Annotated in this window: 10 protein-coding genes; 6 read left to right on the top strand and 4 right to left on the bottom strand. The window is 66.3% G+C overall.

Annotated elements, in window-relative coordinates; translation table 11 throughout:
* Positions 1 to 32 precede the first annotated feature (32 nt).
* Entirely contained in the window at positions 33 to 296 is a 264-nt protein-coding gene (locus tag WKW82_RS08830) for a hypothetical protein (RefSeq protein ID WP_340341894.1), read from the bottom strand.
* Between the two features lie 161 nt (positions 297 to 457).
* Positions 458 to 2,791: a carboxypeptidase regulatory-like domain-containing protein gene (locus WKW82_RS08825; protein ID WP_340341893.1), complete on the bottom strand. Its 2,334-nt coding sequence runs from the start codon at positions 2,789 to 2,791 to the stop codon at positions 458 to 460.
* 185 nt (positions 2,792 to 2,976) lie between these two features.
* On the opposite strand from WKW82_RS08825, the gene rodA reads away from it, so the two are divergent.
* The 4 genes from rodA (at position 2,977) to WKW82_RS08805 (ending at position 8,423) form a co-directional block, all read left to right on the top strand.
* The gene (gene rodA, locus WKW82_RS08820; RefSeq protein WP_340341892.1) at positions 2,977 to 4,131 is read left to right on the top strand and encodes a rod shape-determining protein RodA; all 1,155 of its coding nucleotides are present in this window, start codon (positions 2,977 to 2,979) and stop codon (positions 4,129 to 4,131) included.
* 78 nt (positions 4,132 to 4,209) lie between these two features.
* The gene (locus WKW82_RS08815) at positions 4,210 to 5,520 is read left to right on the top strand and encodes a serine hydrolase domain-containing protein (protein WP_340341891.1); all 1,311 of its coding nucleotides are present in this window, start codon (positions 4,210 to 4,212) and stop codon (positions 5,518 to 5,520) included.
* A gap of 45 nt (positions 5,521 to 5,565) precedes the next feature.
* Positions 5,566 to 7,026, top strand: coding sequence for a metalloprotease TldD (gene tldD / locus WKW82_RS08810; protein ID WP_340341890.1), 1,461 nt, complete (start codon positions 5,566 to 5,568; stop codon positions 7,024 to 7,026).
* A 293-nt stretch (positions 7,027 to 7,319) separates the two neighbouring features.
* Positions 7,320 to 8,423, top strand: coding sequence for a 3-deoxy-7-phosphoheptulonate synthase (locus WKW82_RS08805; RefSeq protein ID WP_340341889.1), 1,104 nt, complete (start codon positions 7,320 to 7,322; stop codon positions 8,421 to 8,423).
* A gap of 50 nt (positions 8,424 to 8,473) precedes the next feature.
* On the opposite strand, the gene WKW82_RS08800 is transcribed toward WKW82_RS08805, so the two are convergent.
* Both WKW82_RS08800 and mpl read right to left on the bottom strand, forming a co-directional pair.
* The gene (locus WKW82_RS08800) at positions 8,474 to 8,974 is read right to left on the bottom strand and encodes a cupin domain-containing protein (protein ID WP_340341888.1); all 501 of its coding nucleotides are present in this window, start codon (positions 8,972 to 8,974) and stop codon (positions 8,474 to 8,476) included.
* A complete protein-coding gene (mpl, locus tag WKW82_RS08795; protein ID WP_340341887.1) occupies positions 8,956 to 10,392 on the bottom strand; it encodes a UDP-N-acetylmuramate:L-alanyl-gamma-D-glutamyl-meso-diaminopimelate ligase in 1,437 nt (478 codons plus the stop codon). The genes WKW82_RS08800 and mpl overlap by 19 nt, the downstream gene beginning before the upstream one ends.
* A gap of 66 nt (positions 10,393 to 10,458) precedes the next feature.
* Between mpl and WKW82_RS08790 the strand changes: the two genes are divergently transcribed.
* On the top strand, positions 10,459 to 11,061 hold the full coding sequence (locus WKW82_RS08790) for a hypothetical protein (RefSeq protein ID WP_340341987.1): 603 nt from the start codon (positions 10,459 to 10,461) through the stop codon (positions 11,059 to 11,061).
* Entirely contained in the window at positions 11,058 to 11,612 is a 555-nt protein-coding gene (locus WKW82_RS08785) for a TlpA family protein disulfide reductase (protein ID WP_340341886.1), read from the top strand. Before WKW82_RS08790 ends, WKW82_RS08785 begins: the two co-directional genes overlap by 4 nt.
* Positions 11,613 to 11,618: the final 6 nt, after the last annotated feature.

Here is an 11,618-nt window from a genome sequence, read left to right as displayed (position 1 = left end):
TGCACGTGCCTGCTACTGGTGCAGACTGTCTGTCAGGTGAACAGCGCGAGGAGTGCATAGAGGCCCGTCAGGAACCATCCGACAGTTCGCGCGGCCTCAGCACTCTCTTCGGGAATGGGGAACATCTCCGCTCGTCTCCACGCCCACATATTGAAGACCACCGAGAGGCACATCGCCCCAGCGACGGCGAGAAACGGTGTCGCCGTGGCGCCGAATGTTGCAATCAAGGCGATGGTGAATGTCAGGATGCCGCCCACGAGGATCCCGTTCGAAGTGCTCGCCAGCACATGGGACATGCCGCCACAAAGCTCGCATCGGGCAGGGGCGGCGCGACCCGACCAGCGCTTCGCCAACCCTGAAATGCCGGCGCTCCGGCAATGTGGACATGCATGCTTCATGGGAGAAAGATTTCCTGGAGTCGTTGCGTGCCGCAGCAGGGGGCAGGTTACCCGACCCTTCAGGATTGCTTGTAGAACAGCACCGTACGTTGCACACCCAAGCCCCGCGCACTGAACGCTTCCATGCCGAAGAAGTGCAAGCGCGACCCCGCAGCGTACTGCAGCTCGGGGCTGCTGACGCAATGCCTGTCGGTGGCCGACTCCGGCGAACAAGTGATCGTCACCTTGCGTGCTGTTGCAGCGACCGTCGTGCCGTCGTTGAAGCGCGCGCCCGGTCTGTTGTTGGCGACGTCAAAGGGCTCGAAGCCATAGGCGGTCACCGAACTTGGCGCGACGGCGCCCTGCGGCACCACCCATCCGTCCTGCCCGCCCGCGCTCAGGTCGAACACATTGGGTTGCGTCGCACTCGGTGCGCCGAACACCAGGCCGCCGTTGGCCGAAGTGCTGGCTGCCAGCTTCGAGCGCATCGCCGGCGTCAGGTCGACGATGGCGCTCTGGCGGATCTCGCCGATGGTTTGCGCCCGCGACAAGGTGCGCTCGTACTGGACGACGTTGGGCAGCGATGTGTCCGCATGGAAGAACTCGAACTTCCAGACGCCCTGGTCCGCCAGCTTGCTGATCTGCTCGTCGGTGTAGGCCGGGGTGACCTGGCCCAGGTCGGGCTCGCGCGTTTCGAGCTTGCCCGGCGTCGAGGGGTTCTCGTACACGCCGCGCAACTGGATCATGTTGTTGAGGACCGGCGTGCCGTCCGCCCGGGTCAGCACGAGGATGCTCAGCCCGGCCTGCGGCACCAGCGTCTGGGTGCTGCCCAGCGGCGAGGTCACGATCACTTTGGAGAACACCGACTTCCCGTTGACGACCCGGTTGCGGATCGGGAAGGCGTAGCCAGTGGTCAGGGCATTGAAGGCCGGCGAATTGAGGTAGTCGCGATAGGTCGTCTGCGGGCGCACGCTGGCCGTGTAGGCATGGCCATCGCCCACGAGCTTGAAGGTACCGTCCACCGCGCGCACGGTCAGGGTGCCGGTGCCGACGGCGCCCGAGACGTCGGTGCTGCGATAGCTCAGCGTGATGTCGCCGTTGGCGCGGAAGTATTCGAAGTTGCCGCGGTCCCACTTGCGGCCGGTCAGGTCGCCCCGGAACAGTGTCGTGAAGGTGCCGTTGCCGCTGGCATCGCGCCCCACGCGCAGGCCGCTGTTGAGGTAGTCGGCCGGGTTGTCGTTCAAGAACAGCGTGCGGCAGGCGCTGGCCACCACATCGGCGGGTCCGCCGGTGGCGGTGTCGGTGTCGTTGGCGGCGCGCAGGCGCTGTGACAGCGGCAGGCTGTAGCAGGCGTCCAGGCGCGCCATGAAGGCGTTGATCGACGCGGGCGTCGGCATCCCTGCAAAGGATGGCGCTGCGATGCCGGTGGAGAGCGTGGGAATCGTCGCGTCGTCGCTGCGGAACGCGACCGACACGGGTGCGTTTCCGGCGGATGACGGCCGGGTCTTGATGGTGAGTTCGATGTTGGCGCCCGTCGTGTCCGGACGCACGCTGACGGCGATTGCGTCCAGCACCTTGTCTTGCCTGGTGCCGTCGGCCTCGAAGGCGGTGCCGATCGGATCGAGGGTGCCTTCGCCCAGCGCAGCCAGGACAGGCTTCAGCGTCTCATTGAGCGCGCTGACTTGCTGTGCGATGCGCGCATCGGTGACCGCGTCGGCATTGGCCTGGATGGCAGCGGCGAGGTGGGTGGGGTTGCCATCCGGCGAAAGGCGCGACGCGATGACGGTGGTCAGCGGGGTGATGTTGGCAACGCCCCTGGTGCGGGCCGTGGTGCTCGCCAGTGTGGATTCGTCGCGCGAGGCCGTGATCGCCAGGGGTGCACGGGTGGCGTCGGGCAGTTCGCAGCGGTAGTTGCCGCCAGCGTTGGTCTTCGTGGTGCAAACGGTCGCGCCGGTCGCATCCACGATGGTGACCGTTGCGCCGTCGAAAGCGGCGCCAGTGGCGGCGGTTCCGGTGAGGGTGTTCGCGGTGTGCGTCACCGTGGTGGTCGGGGTGTCGCCGGTGGTGGTGGTCCCACCGGTGGACGTGCCTGCATTCGTGCCAGCGTTCGTGCCAGCGTTCGTGCCAGCGTTCGTACCCGTGTGGGTGCCTGAACTGGCGTCCCCGGTCGTGCCGGCGTTGGGGCCTGAATTCGCGCCCTCGATCGTGCCAGCGGTGGGGCCTGCATTCGTGCCCTCGAAAGTGCCCGCGTTGGTGCCTGCATTCGTGTCCTCGGCGGCGCCAGTCGGCGTGCTTGCCGTGGTTCCCTGTACAGGCAGGGCGAATCCGCTGCCTCCGCCACCACCGCCACCGCAGGCGGTCACTGAAACGGCCAAGGCCAAGGCGGACAAGTGTCCAATCGTTTTGTGGTTCATTATTCAACTCCCTTTTGACAAATGTATATTGGAGTTTCCTGAAGGTGAAGGGCCTTGGCCGGGCTTGCTTCGCCGTGGCGCGGCATCCGTCACGCACCCGCTCGCAAATTGATGGAGGCGCGGGATGCAACCCGTGCTGCGTTGCGGACTATTTGGCAGGTGGCCGGGGCGATAATCGGCGCCCCATGTCGGCCGTCTTCCAGCAACCCTCTCTCGCGCGCCGCATCGCGCCCATCTTCCAGGGCTTTGATGGCTACCTGGCCTTCGCCGTGCTGCTGCTGGGCGGCGCCGGGCTGGTGACGATGTATTCGTCCGGCTTCGACCACGGGTCGCGCTTCATGGACCACTCCCGCAACATGCTCCTGGCGGCGTTCATCATGTTCGTGGTGGCCCAGGTGCCGCCGCAGCGGCTCATGTCGTTTGCAGTGCCGCTCTACACGGTGGGCGTCGCGCTGCTGATCGCCGTGGCGGTATTCGGTATCACCAAGAAGGGCGCGAGGCGCTGGATCAACGTGGGTGTGGTCATCCAGCCGAGCGAAATCCTCAAGATCGCCATGCCGCTGATGCTGGCCTGGTGGTTCCAGCGCCGCGAAGGCCAGTTGCGGCCGCTCGATTTCATCGTGGCCACCGTGCTGCTGGGGATCCCGGTCGGCCTGATCATGAAGCAGCCCGACCTCGGCACCGCGCTGCTGGTTCTGGCGGCGGGTATGTCGGTGATCTTCTTCGCGGGACTGTCCTGGAAGCTCATCGTGCCGCCGGTGTTGATCGGCCTGATCGCGGTGGGGCTGATCGTCGGCTACGAATCGGCGCTGTGCGCCGACGGCTTCGACTGGCGCGTGCTGCATGACTACCAGAAGCAGCGAATATGCACGCTGCTCGACCCGACCAAGGACCCGCTCGGCAAGGGCTTCCACATCATCCAGGGGATGATCGCCATCGGCTCGGGCGGCATCGGCGGCAAGGGCTTCATGCAGGGCACGCAGACGCACCTGGAGTTCGTGCCGGAGCGCACCACCGACTTCATCTTCGCGGCCTATTCCGAGGAATTCGGCCTGGTCGGCAACGTGTTCCTGATCGTTTCCTTCGTCTTCCTGATCTTCCGCGGGCTGGCCATCGCGATGGACGCGCCCACGCTGTTTTCGCGCCTGCTGGCCGGCTCGGTGACCATGATCTTCTTCACCTATGCCTTCGTGAACATGGGCATGGTGAGCGGCATCCTGCCGGTGGTGGGCGTGCCCTTGCCCTTCATCAGCTATGGCGGCACCGCGATGGTCACGCTGGGCCTGGCGCTGGGCATCCTGATGTCGATCTCGCGGGCGCGGCGGCTCATGCAGTCCTGATGTCCCCGGCGCGATAGCCTCGGGCTCCGGCACCGGCTTCAATCGGTGCGCACGACAACGAATCCACGGAGACAAGACATGGCGTTCCTCATCGCCCGTGCCAGCGCGGGCATCGCACTGGCTGCGGCCACCGCATTCAGCATGGCCCAGACACCCCCCGCGCCGCTTTCGGCCATCGACAGCGACCCCGTCAAGCTCGGCTGGATGCAGGGCTCGCCGCCGCCGGCCGACAAGCAGGTCACCTTCCAGAACGGCGGCCAGTTCCCGCAGATCCGCTGGACCTTGCAGCACATGCGCGAGATCGTGCCCAGCCGCAACGTCTGGCGCGGCTCGGGCGCGGCCTTCGAGCTGCCGCGCGCCGAGCGCGACTGGTCCGGCTTCACTTTCACCGACGACCGCGGCCAGAAGGTCAACATCGACGCCTATGCCGAACGCAGCTACACCGATGCCATCGTCGTGCTGCACAAGGGCCGCGTGGTGCTGGAGCGCTACTGGAGCGGCATGACGCCGAACACGCCGCATGCGGTGTTCTCGGTGACCAAGTCGCTCACCGGCGTGCTCGCCTCGCAACTCATCGCCGAAGGCAAGCTCGACCCGAACGCGAAGGTGTCGAGCTACATCCGCGAACTGGCAGGCACCGCCTGGGACGACGCCACCGTGCAGCAGACGCTCGACATGACGGCCGGCGTCACGTTCCGCGAGGACTATGCCGACCCGACCTCCGAAGTCATCCAGTACGCGATGTCCTCCGGCCTGGTTCCGACACCGCCGACCTGGACCGGCCCACGCGACACCATCACCTTTCTGAAGACCCTGAAAAAGGAAGGCGAGCATGGCGCCGCCTTCTCGTACAAAACCGTGCATTCCGAGATCGTCGGTTGGCTGGTGCACCGCGTCACCGGCAAGCCCTTCTCGCAGAACCTCAGCGAGCGCATCTGGACGCGCATGGGCGCCGAGAACGATGCGTCGATCAACATCGACCGCCTCGGCTTCGAGTCGATGGGTTCCGGCTTCAACGCCACTGCGCGCGACCTCGCCCGCTTCGGCGAGATGCTGCGCAACGACGGGCAGGTCGGCGGCATTTTCAGCCGGCAGCAACTGGTCTCGAAAGCAGCCGTCGACATGATCCGCGCCGGCGGCGACCGCGAGAAGTTCAAGGCCGGCAACCAGGCGGCGCGGCCGGGCTACTCGTACCGCAACCAGTGGTGGATCCTGCACAACGCCGACGGCGCCTTCGAGGCCTCGGGCATCCACGGCCAGTACATCCACGTGAATCCGAAGGCCGAGGTGGTGATCGTGCGACTCGGCTCGACGCCCACTGCGGGGAACGGCCCGCTGCACGGCCTGCACATGCGCGCCTTCCAGGCCATCGCCGACACGGTGCGCTGACCCCACACCTCCACGGTGATCATCCGGGCGAGCAATAATCCCCCGATGATCTCCCGCGAACCCACCATCGAGCGCCTCGCCACGGCGCAAAGCCTCCTGCTCACGCCCTTCGGACTCGACGAGTCCCATCTGGCGCGCGCGCTGGCCGAGATCGCGGCGCACAAGGTCGACGACGCCGACCTCTACTTCCAGTACACGCGCAGCGAAGGCTGGAGCCTGGAAGAGGGCATCGTCAAGACGGGCAGCTTCAGCATCGACCAGGGCGTCGGCGTTCGCGCGGTCAGCGGCGAGAAGACGGCGTTTGCCTATTCGGACGACATTTCCGAGGCCTCGCTGCTGGATGCGGCGCGCACGGTCCGCTCGATTTCATCGGCGGGACGCTCGGCCCGCATCAAGGCGCCGACGCGCAAGATCGCGTCGAGCCGCTCGCTGTACAACGGCGTCGACCCGATCACCACGCTCGACAGCACCGCCAAGGTCGAACTGCTCGGCCGCGTCGAAAAGCTGGCCCGGGCGCGGGATCCGCTCGTGTCGCAAGTGATGGCCGGCCTCGCGAGCGAATACGACGTCGTACTGGTCGCTCGCGCGGATGGCACGCTGGCTGCAGACGTTCGCCCGCTGGTGCGCCTCTCCGTCACCGTCATCGCCGAACAGAATGGTCGCCGTGAAATGGGCTCCGGCGGCGGCGGCGGTCGCTTCGGCCTCGCGTACTTCGACGACGCCCACATCGCCGAATACGTCGAGCAGGCCGTCAGCGCCGCGCTCGTCAACCTCGAATCTCGCCCCGCGCCCGCCGGCGAGATGACCGTGGTCCTCGGCCCGGGTTGGCCCGGCATCCTGCTGCACGAAGCCATCGGTCACGGCCTCGAAGGCGACTTCAACCGCAAGGGTTCGAGCGCCTTCTCCGGCCGCATCGGCCAGCGCGTCGCGGCCAAGGGCGTGACGGTGCTCGACGACGGCACCATCGCCGACCGCCGCGGCTCTCTCAACGTCGACGACGAGGGCAATGCCAGCCAGCGCAACGTGCTCATCGAGGACGGCATCCTCAAGGGCTACATCCAGGACTCGCTCAATGCGCGTCTCATGAAGGTCAAGCCCACCGGCAACGGCCGCCGCGAAAGCTATGCCCACGTTCCGATGCCGCGCATGACCAACACCTACATGCTCGGCGGCGACAAGGACCCGAAGGAGATCGTCGCCAGCATCAAGAAGGGCCTCTACGCCACCAACTTCGGCGGCGGCCAGGTCGACATCACCAGCGGCAAGTTCGTGTTCTCGGCGAGCGAGGCCTACTGGGTGGAGAACGGCAAGATCCAGTACCCGGTCAAGGGCGCGACCATCGTCGGCAACGGCCCGGATGCGCTCACGCGCGTGACCATGATCGGCAACGACATGGCGCTGGACTCGGGCGTCGGCACCTGCGGCAAGGAAGGGCAGAGCGTGCCTGTCGGCGTGGGGCAACCGACGCTGCGCATCGATGGCCTCACGGTCGGCGGTACGGCCTGAACTGGCTCACCCCCAGGATGCACGCACTTCGTGTCGCTCCTCCAACCCCCTCGCCGGGGGCGATACCAGCGGCCTGGCAGAGCCAGATCCGCGGTATCCCACGAACAACTCTTGTGCTACATTCGCCACCCATGTCTTTGCGCGCAGCTTTCTTTTTTTCGTACTTTTGGTTCCGGATGTCCGGCGGCCCAGAGGCGAGCGCGTAGAACAAACGCACACCCCCCAAAGACCGCCGGCGCTCACGCCCCGGCGGTTTTTTTATGCCCATTCGATTTCAAACCAGGAGCTACACGATGACCTCTTCCAACGCCCCGTATGCCAACGTCGAAAAGACCAGCCAGACCGACGACGAACGCATCAAGGACATCAACGTGTTGCCCCCTCCTGAACATCTGATCCGCTTCTTCCCGATCCGCGGAACGCCGGTCGAGAAGCTGATCACCGGCACGCGTCGCGCGATCCACAACATCATGGCCGGCAAGGACGATCGGCTGCTGGTCATCATGGGCCCGTGCTCCATTCACGACCCGGCCGCAGCGCTCGACTACGCGCGCCGCCTCAAGGCCGAGCGAGAGAAGTACGCCGATTCTCTGGAAATCGTCATGCGCGTCTACTTCGAGAAGCCCCGTACCACCGTCGGCTGGAAGGGCCTGATCAACGACCCGTACCTCGACGAGAGCTTCCGCATCGACGAAGGCCTGCGCATCGCGCGCCAGTTGCTCATCGACATCAACCGCCTCGGCCTGCCGGCGGGCAGCGAATTCCTCGACGTGATCTCGCCGCAGTACATCGGCGACCTGATCGCCTGGGGCGCCATCGGCGCGCGCACCACCGAAAGCCAGGTGCACCGCGAACTGGCCTCGGGCCTGTCGGCGCCGATCGGCTTCAAGAACGGCACCGACGGCAACATCCGCATCGCCACCGACGCGATCCAGGCAGCGGCGCGCGGGCATCACTTCCTCTCGGTGCACAAGAACGGCCAGGTCGCGATCGTGCAGACCAACGGCAACAAGGACTGCCACGTCATCCTGCGTGGCGGCAAGGCGCCCAACTACGACGCGGCCAGCGTCGCCGAAGCCTGCAAGGATCTCGCAGCGGCCAAGCTGCCGCCCACGCTGATGGTCGACTGCAGCCATGCCAACAGTTCCAAGCAGCACCAGAAGCAGATCGACGTGGCAAAGGACATCGCCGCGCAGATCACCGGCGGCAGCAAGAGCGTGTTCGGCGTGATGATCGAGAGCCACCTGAATGCCGGCGCGCAGAAGTTCACGCCGGGCAAGGACAAGATCGCCGGTCTCGAATACGGCAAGAGCATCACCGATGCGTGCATCGGCTGGGACGATTCGGCGTCGGTGCTTGAAACGCTGTCGCAAGCTGTCAAGCAGCGCCGAGGCTGACGATCGCTAGGCCCACCAAAGTCATCCCCCGCTGACCGACGTCCGGGAGTTCAGATCAGGCCGGTGAATTCCGGCCCATGCTGGGCAAGCCGGGCGGCCTCCGCGCTCTCCGGCGGCATCAAGGCGAAGTCCGCGAAGTCGAAGCCGGGCGCGACCATGCAGGCGGCGAGGCTGTAGGCGGAAGTGCCGTCCGCAGCCAGTGGCCGGGCCGCCTGCCACTCGCCTGCGCGCACCACGTGTTGCGGGCGCCTGCCGTGGTCATCGACCGGCCCGACGTGCGTGCAGACCGGTGCCGTGCCGAGCGCCGAATCGCAGGTCCACAGGGCCAGCGTGGCGCCTTCGAGATGCACCCACACTTCATCCGACAGCACCCGGTGCCAGCGTGAGTGCTGGCCCGCCTCGAGCAGGAAGTAGATGCTGGTCAGCGCATGGCGCGGCGCGCGGCCGTCCGCTGGTGACACGCGATCGGACGAACGGAACACTTCGCGGTACCAGCCACCTTCGGGATGCGGCTGCAGCCCGAGCGCGTCGATCAGCTGCTGTGCGCGCACGACACGGCTTTCGCAAGCTGCAGCGCATCCAGAAGCTTTTCATGGATGCCGCCGAAGCCGCCGTTGCTCATGCACACGACATGGTCGCCCGGCCGTGCGGCGGCGATGACCTGGTCGACCAGGGACGCGATGGCGCCAGCCGTGTGCGCCCGCTCACCCATCGGCGCGAGCGCGGCAACAGCATCCCAACCGAGGCCGGCCGTATGGCAGAACGCGAGGTCGGCGTGCTCCAGGCTCCATGGCAATTGCGCGGCCATCGCGCCGAGCTTCATCGTGTTGCTGCGCGGCTCGAACACGGCCAGGATGCGGTCGGCGCTGCGGCCCCGAGCGTCGAGTTGGCGCCGCAAGCCATCGATGGTCGTGTGAATCGCGGTCGGATGGTGGGCGAAGTCATCGTAGACGGTGATCTCGCCGCCGTCGCGTCCGACGGTGCCCCGCAGTTCCATGCGCCGCCGCACGTTCCAAAACGAGGCCAGCGCCGCCGCGGACTCGGCCGGCGGCACGCCCAGGTGGTCGGCCGCTGCGATGGCTGCCAGGGCGTTCATCTGGTTGTGCAGGCCCGACAGTGCCCATCCCACGCGGCCGACGACCCGGCCTTGCCGCAGCACGTCAAAGGCGTCGTGCGTGCCGACGGCCTGCCATTCGCCGCCCGTGCCAAACCGCGCGAGTTCGCTCCAGCAGCCCTGGGCCAGCACGCGTCCCAGGCTTTCCTCAGTGGCATTGGCGACGACTCGGCCGGTGGACGGCACGGTGCGCAGCAGGTGATGGAACTGCCGTTCGATGGCGGCCAGGTCATCGAAGATGTCGGCGTGGTCGAACTCGAGGTTGTTGAGGACCGCGGTTCGCGGCCGGTAGTGGACGAATTTGCTGCGTTTGTCGAAGAAAGCGGTGTCGTACTCGTCTGCCTCGATCACGAAGGGGGCCCTGGCGCCCGCCCCACCCGCTCCGAGCCGCGCCGACACGCCAAAGTTCAGCGGCACGCCGCCGACAAGGAATCCGGGCGACCGCCCCGTGGCTTCGAGCACCCAGGCCAGCATCGAGGTCGTCGTGGTCTTGCCGTGCGTGCCGGCCACGGCCAGCACATGACGGCCCTGCAGCACGTGCTCGGCCAGCCACTGCGGACCGCTGGTGTAGGGCAGGCCGGCATCGAGGATCGCTTCCATGAGCGGGAACTTTGCGCCGCCGTTGTCCAGCCGCGCGCGGGAAACCACGTTGCCGACGACGAACATGTCTGGCCGCAGCGAGAGCTGGTCCGCGCCGAAGCCTTCGATCAGGTCGATGCCCAGAGCGCGCAACTGGTCGCTCATCGGCGGATAAACGCCGGCGTCGCAGCCGGTCACCTTGTGGCCGGCTTCGCGCGCGAGGGCTGCAACGCCACCCATGAACGTGCCGCAGATGCCGAGGATGTGAATGTGCATCGGTTGATTCTAGGGATGCGTCGAAGGGGCACTCCTGCGATGCCGCCTTCCGGGCAGAATGCCGTGATGGACATGTCCAAGCGTGAAATCGCCGCCGCCGCAGCGCGTCTCGTGGTCGAGGAGGGGCTCGAATACGGGCCCGCGAAGCGCCGCGCGCTGCGCGACCTCGGACTCCCGAATCGCACCGCATTGCCCAACAACGACGAGGTCGAGGCTGAAGTTCGCGACTACATCGCCCTTTACTGTGCCGACACCCAGCCCGGCGAGTTGCGTGCGCTGCGCGAACTGGCCCTCCTGTGGATGGAGCGGATGGCCCCCTTCAGGCCGCATGTGGGTGGCGCGGTGTGGCACGGTACTGCAACCCGGTTGTCCGATATCTACATCCAGCTTTTTTGCGACGATTCCAAGTCCGCCGAGATTTCGCTGATCGACCACCATGTCGACTACGAGCCGCGCATGGTCACTGGCTTCCATGGCGAGCAGGTCGAGGCCTTGAGCGTGCATGCACTCAGTCGCGCGCTCGGCGAAGAAATCGGCGTCCATCTGCTGGTCTACGACCTGGATGATTTGCGCGGCGCGCTCAAGCCCGACGCGCAAGGGCGAGCGCCGCGTGGTGATCTGACAGCGTTGCGCCGCCTCATCGAACAAGAAAGAGCGAGCAGGGAATGAGCGACAGTGCGAATCCGGTCCGTCGTCGATGGATCATCGGTGGCGTGGCGGTGGTGGCCGCAGCGGCCGGCGCCGGCGGTGCCTGGTGGAAAGAGCGTGCCGGTGCGTCAGGCACAAGCGTCCCGGTGGATGCGACGTTCTGGACCCGGCGTTTCGAGCGCCCGGAGGGTGGGGAAGTGGATTTCGCGACATTGCGCGGCAAACCGGTGCTGATCAATTTCTGGGCAACATGGTGTCCGCCCTGCGTCGAAGAGTTACCAATGGTTGATCGTTTCTTTCGCGATCAAGCTGCAAACGGCTGGCAAGTGATCGGCTTGGCCATCGATCAACCCAGTGCGGTGCGGAAGTTCCTGGCCCGCACGCCGGTTTCGTTCCCGATCGGCCTGGCCGGGCTGGAGGGTACGGAGCTCCTGCGCGAACTTGGCAACACGGGCGGTGGTCTTCCGTTCACAATGGTCGTCAATGCCGAGGGTGCGGTGGTGGCACGTAAGATGGGAAAACTCGAGCCAGCCGATCTCGATGCTTGGCGGCAGGCGCTGGTTCGCGGCTAGAATCCG

Origin of the sequence: Variovorax rhizosphaerae (genome assembly GCF_037889975.1) — a bacterium.
GTDB lineage: Bacteria > Pseudomonadota > Gammaproteobacteria > Burkholderiales > Burkholderiaceae_C > Variovorax > Variovorax rhizosphaerae.
Note: the sequence above shows the minus strand (reverse complement) of the source record. Positions and strands in the feature narration are given on the sequence as shown.